This is a genomic window from Arenibacter nanhaiticus (assembly GCF_900141935.1).
GTDB classification, from domain to species: Bacteria; Bacteroidota; Bacteroidia; order Flavobacteriales; family Flavobacteriaceae; genus Arenibacter; species Arenibacter nanhaiticus.
In genome coordinates, this window is the sequence record NZ_FQYX01000004.1 from 150,920 (window position 1) to 165,455 (window position 14,536).

Consider the following 14,536-nt stretch of genomic DNA (forward strand, 5'->3'; position numbering starts at 1 on the left):
AGGGTAGACGTTGATTTTTTTCGTTTCGTGCATGGCGTCAGTTTCTCGAAGGGGAAGGCGCATAGGAGTAGATAATATTGGAATGGGGGAGTAGTCTTAGTTTTTTAGAAAGCGGCAATTTTGAGGTGTTAAATCCTTTATAATCAATTAGAGATATTTTTCTTACAAGGATAAAACTATTTATATTTACCTTCATAAAACTTTCCGCCATGAAATTTATATTCTATTCCGTGTTATTTCTACTTCTTATTGGTTGTAAGCAGAAAAAAGAAACCGTTTTAGATTCCATAGACAATATAAATCGGTACAAGGAGTATATCAACGAAGTGTCCCATGGAATAATTTCTTCGGAAGATCAAATACGGGTAGTGCTCACTACCCCAGTATTAGATTGGAAACAGGGAAAAGAGCTTAATGACGGTGTGTTACAGGCGTCACCTAAGCTTAAAGGAAAGGTGGTAGCCCTAAATAGTACTACTTTGGCTTTTGTACCCCAAAACGGTTTTGATCATGATACTTCCTATAAATTTCGGTTAAACCTAGGGAAAATTATTCCTGAGATTCCAAAGGAACTGCATGTACTTACTTTTAAGGTAAAAACTATAAAACAACAATTTAATGTATATGCCCAAGCGCCACAATCGTACTCCAAAGAGTATCAATTTGTTGAAGGACATATTAAAAGTGCCGATCAGTTAAGTTTGGAAAAGGCCAAAAAATTGGTCGAGGCATCACAAAATGGCAATGACATTCCCATAAAATTTGAAACAGCAATAGGTAAAGGAACCCAGTTTTATTTTAAAATAGACAGTATCCGAAGATTTGAAAAAGACAGTGAAATAGAGGTGCGGTGGAGTGGAGCTCCAATAGGAGTTGATAGTAAGGGGGCCAATACCATAATAATTCCTGGTAAAAATAATTTTAGCATTCTTAATGTCGAAGTATCCAACGGAGCACATCAAATGTTGCGTATTAATTTTTCTGACCCACTTAAGAAAGGACAAAATTTTAAAGGGCTGGTGGTTTTGGAAGGTGCCAAGGAACTTACCTATGATGTTGTTGGAAATACCTTAAAAGTTTTCCCTTCCAAAGCCGTCATCGGTACGCCACAACTTGAAATATTTGAGGGCATCCAAAGTGTCGATGGCTATAAGTTAAAAACAAAATACCAAGAACGACTGGCTTTTGAACAGATGAAACCAGAAGTTCGCTTATTGTCCAATGGAACCATTTTGCCTTCAGCCAATAATCTAAAAATAAATTTTGAAGCAGTTAACCTAAGGTTTGTAGACGTACAAGTATTCCGGATCTTCGAAAATAATATCTTACAGTTTTTACAGGATAACAACCTAAATGAAGACTATAACCTAAAACAAGTAGGTCGTCCTATTGCTTATAAAAAACTGGATCTTCAAAACAGCGCTTCTTCGAATGCCGATAAATGGGTAGCCCATGCCCTGGACTTAAAATCCCTGATTCGTCCAGAGCCCGGAGCCCTTTACAAGGTAGCATTTAGTATTAAGCCATCTTACAGTTTATACCAGTGCGAGTTTAGTAATTTTAACAATAGCGATGCTGCGATCGATGATTTTGACCAAGCTGCTGAAGATAGCCGTTGGGACGAAATAGAATCCTATTACGAAGATTACTATGAGAACTACGACTGGAACGAACGTGATAATCCTTGTCATACTTCCTATTACTACAATAAAACAGCCTCGACCAATATTTTAGCGACCAATCTAGGGGTTATCATCAAGCGAGGGACCAATAAAAATTATTTTATCAGTGTAAACGATCTGGTGAGCACGGCTCCTATTACCGGGGCCAAGGTTACTTTTTACAATTATCAGCAACAAGCCGTAGGACAGGTGATGACCGGTATGGATGGGACATCAATATATGAGGCGGAGCACTTGGCCTATTTTGCCATCGCGGAAAGCCGAGGGCAAAAAACCTATATAAAACTCAACGATGGCAATGCGCTATCGGTGAGTAAATTTAAGGTGTCGGGCCTAGAGCCCCAGAAAGGGATTAAAGGCTACATTTTTGGCGAACGTGGGGTATGGCGTCCAGGAGATACCTTGTATTTGACTTTTATGTTGAACGATAACGCCAATAAACTTCCTGAAAATCATCCTGTAAAGTTAGAATTGATAGATCCTTACCAGAAACTTGTTGCCAGAGAAGTACATACGAATCCTATAGACAATATGTATGCCTTTACCCTAAAAACCGAAACCGATGCCCCTACCGGAAATTGGACGGCAAAGGTAGCGGTCGGCGGAGCTACATTTGTCAAAAAAATTAGGATAGAAACCATAAAACCAAATCGCTTAAAAATTAATACGACCTTTTCCCAAGAACTTTTGTCTTTATCGAAACCTATAAAGGGCGAACTACAAGTAGCTTGGATGCACGGAGCGAAGGCAAAAAACCTAAAGGCCGATATTACCGCAAAATTTAAACCGCAGGCTACCCATTTTAAAAACTATGAAGGCTATGTTTTTGACGATCCTACCCGTGCTTTTAAATCGGAAGACCTATTGGTGTTCAATAACAAGATCAACGCAGAGGGAAAGGCTGCTTTTTCTGTTAGTCCCCAATTTACCAGTGAAGCTCCAGGGATGTTAAACGCGGTTTTTCTGGCGAAGGTATACGAGAATGGGGGCGATTTTAGTACCGATGTTTTTAGCAAGCCCCTTTCCCCTTATAGTACATACGTAGGCTTAAATGCTCCGAAAGGCGATGAAAAAAGAGGAATGTTGCTCACCGATGTACCTCAGAAGTTTGAGGTGGTTACCGTAGATGAACAAGGCAATCCTAAGGCGACCGAGAATTTAAAAGCGAGTGTTTATAAGGTACAGTGGAGATGGTGGTGGGAAACGAACAATGAAAACCTCTCTAGTTTCAACAGTGACAATTACCGGGAAAAAGTATTTGAGAAAAACCTAAGTACCGACGCAAAAGGAAAGGCCGAATTTACATTCACCTTAAAATATCCTGAATGGGGCCGGTACTTGGTTCGGATAGAAGACGAAAAAGGCAAACATGCTACGGGACAGACCATCTATGTAGATTGGCCTGGTTGGGCAGGGAAGTCGCGTAAAAACGATCCTTCTGCCGCTACCATGTTAGTGTTTTCTACCGACAAGGAATCTTATAAGGTGGGTGAAAAAGCCATCGTTACCCTGCCAAGTTCCCAAGGAGGAAGAGCCCTGGTAACCTTGGAGAACGGCACAGAGGTGCTGCATTCGCTTTGGGTAGATACACAAAATGGAGAGACTAAATTTGAAATTCCCATAACCGAAGCGCATACGCCAAATGTCTATCTGAGCATAAGCCTGTTACAACCCCATGCTACTACCCTAAACGATTCCCCCATACGGATGTATGGCGTGGTGCCTATTGCCGTAGAAAACCCTAAGACCATGTTAGAACCTACTATAAGCATGCCGGCGCTATTGCGTCCAGAAGAAAGTTTTGCCCTTAAGGTCAATGAAAAACAAGGCAAGGCAATGACCTATACGATTGCTGTGGTCGATGAGGGGATATTAGATCTTTCTCGGTTTAAAACACCCGATCCTTGGAATACCTTTTATGCCCATGAGGCCTTAGGGGTAAAAACCTGGGATGTGTACGACGATGTTATTGGCGCTTTCGGAGGCAGGATCGATCAGGTTTTTGCCATCGGTGGAGATGGGGAGTTGATAGGCGCTAAAAATAGAAAAGCAAACCGCTTTAAACCAATGGTGCTTCATTTGGGGCCTTTTACTTTAAAGGAAGGGGAGACAAAATCGCACCAAATAACCATCCCTAAATATATTGGAGCGGTACGAACGATGGTGGTGGCCGGAAATTCCGAAAAAGCGGCCTATGGCGCAGCGGAGAAATCTACGCCTGTTCGTAAACCCTTGATGGTTTTGGCTTCTTTGCCAAGGAAAATTACCCCAGGTGAATCTGTGACCTTGCCGGTAACGGTTTTTGCCCTAGAGAATAAAATAAAACAAGTGCGTTTAAAAATCAAAGAAGATCCTTCCTTTATCGTCCAAGGTGGGGCGGAACAAAAGGTGACCTTTTCGCAACCCGAGGAAAAAATGGCGTATTTTCAGTTGTCTGTGGCAGATTTTAATGGGATCGGGAAAGTGGAGGTAGAGGCTTCCGGTAATGGGGAATATGCCTCTTTTGAAATTCCTATCGATGTTGTGAACCCAAATCCGGTAACCACAAGCCTTCAAGAAATTGTTTTAGAGGCCAATGAAACCAAGACCATTGACCTAAAAACTTTTGGGATACCCGGTAGCAATTCGGCAGCAATAGAACTATCTACCCTTCCACCCATGAATTTTAACGGCAGAATGCAATATTTAATTCAATATCCACATGGCTGCCTGGAACAAATTACCGCGGCTGCTTTTCCCCAGCTATACCTTTCCGATGTTTTTGAGGTGCCGGCATCAAGAAAAAAACAGCTCCAAGAAAATGTCACCGCTGCTATAAAACGCCTTGGGGCATCACAAATTGCGAATGGGGGTTTCTCGTATTGGCCAGGACAACAAAATGCCGATGATTGGAGCACCTCTTTTGCAGGGCATTTTTTATTGGAAGCAGCACAAAAAGGCTATGTCCTGCCCTTGGGATTCAAATCGGCTTGGATGCAATACCAACAGAATCGCGCCAAACAATGGCGGGCAGAAACCAATGCCTCAGATTTGGCCCAGGCATATCGGTTGTACACCTTAGCCCTTGCAGGAAATTCGGATATTGCTTCCATGAACAGGCTCAGGGAAACAGCCACATTGTCTAATGAAGCCAAATACCGGTTGGCGGCAGCCTATGCCCTTATAGGCCAGGACAACATCGCAAAGGATTTGGTGCAGTCCGCAAACTATGATTTTGATAGGAACCCAATCAATGGTGCAACCTTTGGGTCACCCGAAAGAAATAGGGCAATGGCACTAGAAACTTTTGTACTGCTAAAAGATAAGGTGCGGGCCCAAGAATTAGCAAAAGTCCTAGCCAAGGAACTAAGTAAAGATCAATGGATGAATACCCAAACCACTAGCTACTGTCTGCTGGCCATGGCAAAATTTGCCAGAATGTTGGGAGGCAAGGGCATAGCGGCCAGTTTTACATTACAGGGAAAAACCAACATTGTAGAGACGCAAAAAACTTTGGCCAATAGCTTCCTGAATATTAAAAACGGGAACAATAAGCTCGTTTTAAAGAATACGGGGAACAATGCCTTGTATGTGGGGGTCTTAAATAGTGGGGTGCTGCCAGTTGGGGAAGAACAGGAACAACAGCAAAATTTAGTGGCTAAAGTAGTTTATAAGGGCAGGAACGGATCTAAACTAGATCCTACCTCCTTAGGGCAGGGAACCGATTTTGTGGCAGAGGTCACCCTGACCAATACCAGCGAAAATACTCTGAAAAATGTAGCCCTAACACAAATATTTCCAAGCGGTTGGGAGATAGTGAATACGAGATTTACAGACTTTGGCGATTTTGAAGAGAACGATGTTACCCATACCGATCTGAGGGATGATAGGGCCAATTTTTATTTTGATATGAAGAAAAAGGAAACCAAAACCTTTAGGGTATTGCTAAATGCGTCCTTCCTTGGAAAATATTATTTGCCAGGGATTCAGGCGCAAGCCATGTACGATAATGATTATAAGGCGCGCACAAAAGGGATGTGGGTCAATGTGATCCGGTAAATTGTTCTGCGTTAGTGTTTTAATTAAAAGGGTAGGAAGAAGAACGTGACTGTTGATTTTTTAGACAATGCTGTCGATTAGGAAAGGTATAATATAATTCAAATTTTTGCGCAACCATTTGGCACATACTGCATTCTTATTAATGAATTAAAAATCGTTAAAATGAATAAAAGTAAATCCTTATTAGTGGTTGGGGCTTTGGCCATCACTAGTTTGTTTAGTAGTTGTAGTACAGATAATACTATAGAATGTCCCGAAGAATTTACAGGGCCATTACTTGAAAATGAAAATGTGTTGTTGGGAACATGGAAACTGACCGCTATTGAGTCTGAAAAAGAAGTAGATATAACGGATGACCAACAAGACAACCCAAACACGAATATTTACCAACAATATTCAGCTTGCGAAAGAGACGCTTCCTATACTTTTGAAACCAATAGGGGGTATAAATATAACCAAGCCGAAAATACGGACGATTGTTCCAATAAAATAAAAATAAACGGTTCTTGGAAATACACCGGAAAGGTATTGACTTTGGTAGGGAATTGTTCAAGTCAGAATGTCGTACTAGAACTTAACGAGGAGAATACGGCCTATACTTTTTCCTTGAATTCAACGGTAAGACAACCAAATGGAGAGGTTATACAGACGATCGTTAAATTTACCTATACCAAGGATACCCCTGAAAACGAACTAGAGACAGAAAATTAAACCACTGTTTAAAAATGCTGTCTTAAACATCTCAGCAAAACCATCCTTTGAGGATTTATAGCCCATAGGAATTTTGCTGTTTGTACCCATTCACAAAACCATTGTTTTTGGAGGAGGTCAAAAGAGGTTTTAGGCAGCTTTTTTTTGTTGCGATGTTTTGCCCTAATCCATTTTCTTGTTGGTGGACAAATTTTATAGGGTGAATGTAGGTGCGAATTTTTACCAGATTCCTTTTTCTTTCGAACCCTATAAATTTACGACTGGCGCGACTTAGTTATTTTCCGAGAAACCAGGAGATGTGGGTACATTCCGAGCATACAAAACAGCTAGCACTTCTATTGGCCCAATCTAGACTGAAGAATGATGCTACAGCAGAATTCAATTGTGCCCTTCTGCTCCAGAATTGATCGTTGGGGCATATGGGGCATCGTAACGAATTTCCTGCTTGAGGTGCTTTTTTCTTAAAAAATATCATTCTTAATAGGCTTTAATAATTCGATAATTAATGAATGGAACAAAACTAGAGATGCCCAATGTTGGGGTCTCTACCTCGGAACGTCCGTGGAAATTCTGCCATTAATATTATGATCGGTTTTTGTTTTTATAACAACATCCAACGAGGCGTCATTCCCTTTCTCAATTGTTTCCTTTCTTTTACAATTCCTTCTAACTATATGCTCCAAGATAAATCTATTTGCTTTCATTCCGAGTAAGTAGTCTACAATGAGCGTCTAATTATAGAATCTGGCGGTTTAAAGATCAACTAAATCTTTAAAAAAATGAATCATCATTAAGCCATGGTTAACTATCTATGAATTAGGTTGTTTTATAAATATCTACTTAAACCTTCTCGTGTCTATTTCTAATGTATGGTTTCGTTTTAGATAAGGTTTTCATAGCGAAGCCGATCTAGAGCTTCAATGTAGAAAAAAATATTATTTGTAAGAAAATATTTTGACCGTTGAAAGGATAACAACTGCTAGAAAACCGACCACTGTATTATTCAAGACATTCTTGAAAGGCAGTACGCTAAAAAATTTTCTAGTAGACTATTTTGGTGAATGAGGCCGCTGGCGGGAAGGAAACGGAAAAACCTGATCTGATTGGGCATTCAGCAAGACCAAGTCTGTGGGTGGAGTCGCATAAGAATCAGTTCCAGACGCTCTATGAAAAAAGGGTCAGACTTTTAAAAGTCCAACCCCTGTTGTTTTTTAATTTTCCCACTTTACGGGCCAGTGTCTTAACTGAACACTACAAACGATAAGTTTCATTATGGAACCGCCGTATACGAGATTCGCTTTGTTTATCTTGAGCGTAGACCAAAGGTATGGTGACGTATTTATGGTTTTTATTTAAATAATTAGGTATTCGTGAATACTTTGTCATTTGATGGGTGCACTCCGTTATTAGATGGCGGAGCCATTCACTAGATTGTGCCTAGTTGATTTTTTTTGATTCAATTTCAAATGAATTTTTCTTTAAAAATGTTTCGTACAATTCTATTTCTATAAAGTTCGAATAATTTTCTTTTAATATTTCTATTATTTTCAATTTGAGTTCATCTGATGCATTTACTCCAAAGTAAATGGCTTTTAATCGTTCTTCATTGAATTTTATTTTCCTAGAATTTTGGTTTTTCGAATCAATATTATTTACAATTGAGCGATATTCTTTTTCATATTCCCATTCGACAGATTTACTGTATGTTATATGAAATTCAGAATCTTTTACATTTTCATAATAATTTGTATGGCTGAAATCTTTGATATAATTTACGGGATATAATTCATCTTCTTTTTTTTCAAATTCTAAACAATAACCTTTGTGACTATCAGAGTAGTGAGACCACATTAAAATTGAATTTTTGTTTCCTGTAAAACAGCAAATACCAATATTATTCAAGTTGTTTTTAAATGATTCCTTTTTTTTGTTATGTGTTTTTTTTAGTTTTCCATTTCTTTCGAATGAAACTAAATTTATGTTACAATCAAATGGGTCATTAAAGGAAAGGTAACTATTGTGATAGCAGTATTTATTTTTAAGAGCGTCCAAATTAAATCCATTTTCATCATTAGAATAATATTTGAATATAGTCTTTGGTTGTAATTGCTTTTTTCTCAATCTTCGCAAGACACCTTCAGTAGATTTTGAATAATCAAATTTTTCTTCTTCATTAATTAAATATCTTTTATTTTCCTCAATGCCTAAAAACATCACAACGAAGTCAATAATCCTTTTATTGATTTTGGATGTAGGTCGAAATTCAATTCCGAAATTAAAAGGAGAAACAATTTCAATAAAACGGTCTAAAGAAATATTATGTTCTCTTAAAAATTTATTTAATCTAACTACTTTTTCAGTCATTTTATAATTAGTTACAACTACGTTATATCAGTACAAAACACACTATTCATCACCCTAGACAACAGTAACCATTTAAAGTACAGCTATCTATTCACACACAGTAAAACCAATATTATAACATTAGTAAGTAAATGACAAATAAAAAATAATGAAAAAAACTACAAAAAAGTAAGTTGCAGTTAAGTTATGAGAAGTTAATGCAACGATTGTTGCCCTAAGGGGAAGTCTCCAAAACCAAAGCCGCAACAATTCTAAAAAAATATAGCAAGTAGTGCTCGGTTAATAGTGCCCTCTAGCCTCGGTGGCTGGCATGGTTTCTTTTTCTATAGGGGAATCTTCCAATTGGTCGGCGTGTTGTAATACCTTGCTAAATACCAATGCTCCAATATCTTTTACCGGAGTGTAGAGTTTAGATTCCTGAATAGTGTCTTCCTTTACAAAGCCAAGCTGGTTGTTGCTTTTATCAAAAAAGATCAAAAGGGCCCCTATGATAATGGCCACTTTTAGGGCGCCAAAAATGCCGCCCGCCATTTTGTTCAAAAAGCCCAGCATGGCAAAATCGGCAATTTTGGTCAATAGTTTCCCTATGATGTTTACCAACACTACAATAAGGATAAAGGTGATAATGAAGGAGGCCGTATTGATATATTTTTCATTCCAATCCATTCGTTCACCAAGATATTCCCCGGTGATATAGGAAAAGTGAAAGGCACCATACAGGCCGGCGATAAGGGCTATTAAAGAGGCGATTTCTATAAAAAGGCCATTTTTAAAGCCTTTGTAAAGACCATATAATAACAATAACCCTAAAATAATATCTACTGTGCCCATAAAAAACTCTTTTCACAAATATAGAACTTTGATTTGTACCTTTGGAAACTTCTGTGCCCTTGGACGCTTGTTAGCTAGGGAACAGATTTAATAAAGTAAAAATTATCATGTCTAGAGATATACAATTAAAAGAAAGATGGGAGCTTTTGGTCCAAAAATTATCGGCCCAATTTGCCGATGGGGATCCCCTAGAATTAGATGCCATTATTTATTTGGTAGGAGTACAGGAACTGGGACAAATCCATAAAAAATACAAAAAAGACGAAAAGCTCAACCTGATGCATATCGCTATCTGCAGGTTGTTGGAGCCTTATGGGTATTATGAGTTCGACTATTTTGATGAAGACGGATGGCCACATTACACGATTAAGGAAGAATTGCCTAGCCTGAAGGCTGGGGAGCAGACCGTTTTGATGAAGGAAGCCATCGTTGGCTATTTTATAGAAAAAGAATATATTGATTAAGGAAAGGCACAAACAGGCCCTTTAGGCCGTTATTGCTACGACCATCCTATCCAAGGTGGTTTTGGAAATAAGGAATAACGGCCTGGAGGGAAGTGCTGGAGAGGAAACAGTCAGACTTTATTATGGTCTAAAGCCGTAAGGGATAGCTAGGACGTATTTTCGGGGATATATTCATTCAATTAAATATGAAGAGTAGTAGCGTCGTCACATTTATTAAAAGGCACCCCAAGAAACTTCTTTTGGGTCTTTTTTTGGTGATCGCCTATTACTTTTGCCTTCCCAAGCAATTGTTTACCGCGCCGACAGCCACCGTTGTAGAGAGCTCTTCTGGTCGGTTGCTGGGAGCCCTGATCGCAGACGACGGACAATGGCGGTTTCCTGAAGTAGATAGTGTTCCCCATAAATTTGAAACCTGCCTGTTATTATTTGAAGATGCATATTTTTACCAGCACCCGGGATTTAACCCCGTAGCCATGGCAAAGGCCCTGGCGGCAAATATAAAATCGGGGAGAACCATCAGAGGGGGCAGTACCCTTAGCCAACAACTGATACGCCTGCATAGGGGACAAAAACAACGTTCCTATGGCGAAAAACTGATAGAACTTATATTAGCAACAAGGCTAGAGTTCCGCCATTCTAAAAGCGACATATTAAAACGCTATGCCAGTCATGCTCCCTTTGGTGGCAATGTGGTTGGATTGGAAGTGGCCGCTTGGCGGTATTTCGGACTACAGGTACATCAATTGTCATGGGCAGAATCGGCTACCTTGGCCGTATTGCCAAATGCACCTAGCTTAATTTATCCGGGAAAAAACCAGGATAGATTGCTGCAAAAAAGAAATAGGCTGTTGTACAAACTGTATAAAAACAACCGGATAGACAGTACCACCTACCAATTGGCTCTCCTAGAAAAATTACCCCAAAAACCATTTCCATTACCCAAAAAGGCGCCACATCTGCTGCACTATATAGCGAAGGACGATAAGGGAAAAAGAATCCGTACCACCATCGACGAAAACCTGCAGCTTTCAGTCAATACCATTGTAGACAAACATTACCAGCACCTAAGACAAAACCAGGTGCATAACGCAGCCGTATTGGTGATGGATGTTAATACCCGTAAGGTTTTGTCCTATGTAGGAAACACGCCCACAGATAAGGAACACGAAAAGGATGTAGATATGGTACAGGCCGTTAGAAGTACCGGCAGTGTTTTAAAACCCTTTCTTTATACCGCCATGTTAGATGCGGGAGAATTGTTGCCCGGAATGCTGATCCCCGATATACCCACTCAAATAGCCGGGTATACGCCCCAGAATTTTAACGAAAGTTATAGCGGCGCCATACGGGCCGATAAGGCCTTGGCAAAATCGCTGAATATTCCTTCGGTCCGACTCTTACAGGACTATGGCGTGCAAAAATTCAGGGAACAGTTGAATTTTTTTGGCCTTCGAGGGCTCAATAAACCTGCCAACCACTATGGGCTGACATTGGTATTGGGTGGGGCAGAGAGTACCTTGTGGGATTTGTGCAAATCCTATGCTTCCATGGCCAGCACCGTAAATCACTTTATCGAAACCTCTAGCGAGTACTATAAGGGAGAATTTATAGCCCCTATAATCAAAGACAAGGACCAGGCCGATTTTGGTGAAAAATCGACCGAAAAAACTATTTTCGATGCCGCAAGTATCTACCTCACCTTTGAGGCGATGAAAGAAGTAAATCGTCCTGATGGTAATGAGTCTTGGGAGTTTTTCGATTCTTCCAAACAAGTGGCATGGAAAACAGGGACCAGTTTTGGCAATAAGGACGCATGGGCGATAGGAGTAACCAAAGACCATGTGGTAGGGGTATGGGTAGGGAATGCCGATGGCGAAGGCAGGCCTAATGTAAGCGGGGTAAGCAGTGCCGCCCCCATACTGTTTGATGTGTTTGATCTTTTACCAAGGTCGTCTTGGTTCCAAGAGCCCTTGGACGAATTCATGCCTATGGAAACCTGTTTGGAAAGCGGCTACCTAGCAACGGAAATATGTCCCAAAAAAACGGTAGCGATCCCCAATAAGGAAAACTTTGTAGCGCCCTGCATGTACCATCAACAAATTTATTTGGAAGATCAGGGACAGTATAGGGTAAACGCTTCCTGTATCGATCTGTCCAATGCCAAGGCCGAGTCCTGGTTTGTATTGCCCCCATTGATAGAGTATTACTATAAACGAAGCCACCCCACTTATAAGAGCTTGCCGCCCTTTTTGGCCGATTGTATACAGGATTCTGGGAAACAAATGGAATTTATCTATCCCAAAAATGGCAGTCGGATGAGTCTTGTCAAGAATTTTGAAGGCAAAAAAAATGAGCTGATCTTTAAACTGGCCCATAGTAAACCGGCAACGACAGTCTATTGGTATATAGATGAAAAATTTGTTGGGAAAACCACCCATTTCCATGAAATCGGATTACTGCCAAGGGTAGGGGAGCATAAAATAACGGCTATGGATACCTCGGGCCAAGAGGCTGTTATAAGCATTACCATAGAGTAAGGATTGGCCTTGGTAATAGTAGATTATTCCACTATCTTTAAGACAGTTATAGAGCTCCATTACTTTGGTGTTTTTTTAGCGAAATTCCTTAAACCATAGCCATAGATGAAACAGCCTCATGAATTCTCTACTCTTGAAAGATCTAAAATGGTCGCCAAATTATCCGGGGAGCATTTTGATTTGTTGGTCATAGGAGGCGGAATTACCGGAGCTGGTATCGCCTTGGATGCGGCTTCTAGGGGGCTGAAAGTAGCCTTGCTCGAAAAAAACGATTTTGCCTCAGGTACCAGTAGCAAGTCTACAAAGTTGATTCACGGCGGCTTGCGCTATCTTAAACAATTCGATTTTTGGTTGGTCAAGGAAGTAGGCTCAGAGCGCGCTATTGTGCACCATTTGGCCCCGCATTTGGTCTTGCCCGAGAAAATGCTGCTGCCCTTGATAGAGCATGGCTCGTACGGAAAATGGCTTACCTCTATAGGGCTAAAAGTATACGATATATTGGCCCAGGTAAGCGGAGAGGACAAGCGTAAAATGTTGGAAAAAAAAGAGGCGCTAAAGTTAGAGCCCCTCTTGCCCAAGAAAATTTTAAAAGGAGCCGGGTATTATGCAGAGTATCGAACGGACGATGCCCGATTAACCCTCGAAAATATAAAAACCAGCCTCTTTTACGGAGCCACGGCCGTAAATTATACAGAAGTAACCAATTTTGTATATGAGGAAGATAAAGTGACAGGCCTACACGTGAAGGATCATATTTTGAATACTGAATTTACCGTAAAAGGCTCCTATGTGGTGAATGCCGCCGGGCCATGGGTAGATGAGCTTAGAGGTCTTAATAACTCTAAGAAAGGGAAGCATTTACAGCTCACCAAAGGGGTGCACCTAGTTTTTCCGTATGAGAAATTACCCGTACAACAATCTGTGTATTTCGATATTCCCGATGGTAGGATGATGTTTGCCATCCCGAGAGGTAAAATCACCTATATAGGAACTACTGATACCAAATACGATGAGGACAAAGACCATGTGAAAACCGAAATCGCCGATGCTATTTATTTAATATCGGCGGTCAATAATATGTTTCCAACGATAAACTTGGAGTTAGAAGATGTCATCTCTTCTTGGGCCGGACTAAGGCCGCTGATCTACGAAGAAGGAAAATCGGCTTCGGAACTATCGCGCAAGGATGAGATTTTTACCTCCGAAACCGGACTCATAAGTATTGCAGGGGGCAAACTTACCGGTTATCGTAAAATGGCCGAACGCGTGGTTAATCTGGTCGCTAAAAAAATGGAGGAAGACCATCATAGGACCCTAAAAGAATGTACCACCGAAAAGATACCCCTGTGCGGAAACGATTTTAAATCGTACAAACAGGTTAAAAAATATATCTCTAAAGTATATAAAAGAATAGAGGCCGACGGCTTTTCAAAGTATGATGCTTGGTACTTGGTCACCAATTATGGGAAACAAACAGAAAATATCCTAGAAATATATGCCCAAGAAAATGGAGATGATCAGCAGTTGCGCATGGTCTTGGCAGAATTAAAGTTCGGGGTACAACACGAAATGGTCCATACTCCAATGGATTTCTTTATTAGAAGAACAGGGAGGTTGTATTTTGATATAGAGAGTGTTAAAGAATTCATAGAGCCCGTCTTGGCCGAATTTAAAATTATTTTTAAACTCGGGGATGAGGTTGTAGAAGCCTATAGGGCCCAGCTGTTGGCCGATATAAAGGAACATTCAGATTTTTCTGTAGAAGGATAGGGCTTAGGGCGCTGGGCTCCTCACAACAAATCGAAGAAAAAATGTCTATAAAAGGCAGAACCCCTTATAGACATTTTTCTGTGTTTTATTTTTTACCCTCGGATCGCCCGGCCAACTGTAGAATGGCCAACTTCCAAGG

7 protein-coding genes are annotated in these 14,536 nt (G+C 40.4%); 5 read left to right on the forward strand and 2 right to left on the reverse strand.

Annotated elements, in window-relative coordinates; genetic code table 11:
* The first annotated feature begins 209 nt into the window (after window positions 1-209).
* Both BUA16_RS04060 and BUA16_RS04065 read left to right on the forward strand, forming a co-directional pair.
* Complete coding sequence (locus tag BUA16_RS04060; protein WP_072763361.1) at window positions 210-5,720, forward strand: alpha-2-macroglobulin family protein; 5,511 nt, start codon at window positions 210-212, stop codon at window positions 5,718-5,720.
* A gap of 162 nt (window positions 5,721-5,882) precedes the next feature.
* On the forward strand, window positions 5,883-6,431 hold the full coding sequence (locus BUA16_RS04065; protein WP_072763362.1) for a DUF5004 domain-containing protein: 549 nt from the start codon (window positions 5,883-5,885) through the stop codon (window positions 6,429-6,431).
* A gap of 1,437 nt (window positions 6,432-7,868) precedes the next feature.
* Here the strand turns inward: BUA16_RS04065 and BUA16_RS04075 are convergent.
* Window positions 7,869-8,795: a DUF2971 domain-containing protein gene (locus BUA16_RS04075; RefSeq protein ID WP_072763364.1), complete on the reverse strand. Its 927-nt coding sequence runs from the start codon at window positions 8,793-8,795 to the stop codon at window positions 7,869-7,871.
* Window positions 8,796-9,074: 279 nt separating this feature from the next.
* Window positions 9,075-9,626: a CvpA family protein gene (locus BUA16_RS04080; RefSeq protein WP_072763365.1), complete on the reverse strand. Its 552-nt coding sequence runs from the start codon at window positions 9,624-9,626 to the stop codon at window positions 9,075-9,077.
* A gap of 107 nt (window positions 9,627-9,733) precedes the next feature.
* Here BUA16_RS04080 and BUA16_RS04085 point away from each other — a divergent pair, with 107 nt between their 5' ends.
* From BUA16_RS04085 to BUA16_RS04095, 3 genes are all read left to right on the forward strand, one after another.
* Window positions 9,734-10,090: a hypothetical protein gene (locus BUA16_RS04085; RefSeq protein ID WP_072763366.1), complete on the forward strand. Its 357-nt coding sequence runs from the start codon at window positions 9,734-9,736 to the stop codon at window positions 10,088-10,090.
* A 185-nt stretch (window positions 10,091-10,275) separates the two neighbouring features.
* Complete coding sequence (pbpC, locus tag BUA16_RS04090) at window positions 10,276-12,627, forward strand: penicillin-binding protein 1C (protein ID WP_072763367.1); 2,352 nt, start codon at window positions 10,276-10,278, stop codon at window positions 12,625-12,627.
* Between the two features lie 105 nt (window positions 12,628-12,732).
* Window positions 12,733-14,397: a glycerol-3-phosphate dehydrogenase/oxidase gene (locus BUA16_RS04095; protein WP_072763368.1), complete on the forward strand. Its 1,665-nt coding sequence runs from the start codon at window positions 12,733-12,735 to the stop codon at window positions 14,395-14,397.
* The last annotated feature ends 139 nt before the right edge of the window (window positions 14,398-14,536 follow it).

Excerpts from the sequence above, each read along its gene's own strand:
- BUA16_RS04060 (WP_072763361.1), top strand. The coding sequence starts at position 210 with ATGAAATTTATATTCTATTCCGTGTTATTTCTACTTCTTATTGGTTGT.
- BUA16_RS04065 (WP_072763362.1), top strand. The coding sequence starts at position 5,883 with ATGAATAAAAGTAAATCCTTATTAGTGGTTGGGGCTTTGGCCATCACT.
- BUA16_RS04075 (WP_072763364.1), bottom strand. The coding sequence starts at position 8,795 with ATGACTGAAAAAGTAGTTAGATTAAATAAATTTTTAAGAGAACATAAT.
- BUA16_RS04080 (WP_072763365.1), bottom strand. The coding sequence starts at position 9,626 with ATGGGCACAGTAGATATTATTTTAGGGTTATTGTTATTATATGGTCTT.
- BUA16_RS04085 (WP_072763366.1), top strand. The coding sequence starts at position 9,734 with ATGTCTAGAGATATACAATTAAAAGAAAGATGGGAGCTTTTGGTCCAA.
- pbpC (WP_072763367.1), top strand. The coding sequence starts at position 10,276 with ATGAAGAGTAGTAGCGTCGTCACATTTATTAAAAGGCACCCCAAGAAA.
- BUA16_RS04095 (WP_072763368.1), top strand. The coding sequence starts at position 12,733 with ATGAAACAGCCTCATGAATTCTCTACTCTTGAAAGATCTAAAATGGTC.